1 protein-coding gene is annotated in these 759 nt (G+C 68.8%); it reads left to right on the top strand.

The window, feature by feature from the left end; all coding sequences use genetic code 11:
• Window positions 1–37: 37 nt before the first annotated feature.
• A partial coding sequence (locus tag IL992_RS45575) for a FadR/GntR family transcriptional regulator (protein ID WP_193209508.1) occupies window positions 38–759 on the top strand: 722 nt, incomplete at its 3' end.

Raw genomic sequence — 759 nt, forward strand, 5'->3', positions numbered from 1 at the left:
GTCATACTCTTGCAGGGAGCGGCGAGGAGGAAGCACGGTGACCGACACTCAGCGTGAGGGCGGATACCGGCCGGGCTATGAGGTGGCGGCCGAGCAGGTGCTGGAGCTCATCGCCCGGCTGGGCCTGCGGCCGGGCGACCGCATGCCGACGGAGAACGACCTGGCCCGGCAGCTGGGAACCAGCCGCACCGTCGTCCGCGAGGCCGTGAAGATCCTGTCCGCGCTCGGCCGGGTACGCGCCCAGAAGGGCCGGGGCCTGTACGTGGCCGACGACGAGGGAATGCTCGGCACCGGGCGGATGGCCTCGTTCTTCCTGCCCACCGACCTGGACCACATCTACATGCTGTTCGAGTTCCGCCGCACCCAGGAGACCGAGACCAGCCGGCTGGCCGCCCGCCGCGCCACCCCCGCGGAACTACGCGCCATCGAAGAAGCCGCCACCGTGTGCCGCCACGGATTCGAAACCGGACGCGAAGACCTGTTCAACGAGGGCGACGACACCTTCCACACCGCCATCGCCACCGCCTCACACAACATGTTCCTCCAGATCGCCGTACGCGAAGCCCGCCGCCTGCAGGCACAATCCAGCCTGATCGGAATGCGAGGCTCGGTAGGCGGCCACGCCGCCAAAGCCGTCGAAGAACACGACGCCATCTACCAGGCCATCCGCGCCGGCGACCCCGAAGCCGCCGCCCACGCCGCCGCCACACACATCGACAACACACTCGACGACTACCGCAGAGAGATCCAGCAACGCCT

The organism is Microbispora sitophila, from assembly GCF_014892245.1.
Taxonomy (GTDB): domain Bacteria; phylum Actinomycetota; class Actinomycetes; order Streptosporangiales; family Streptosporangiaceae; genus Microbispora; species Microbispora siamensis.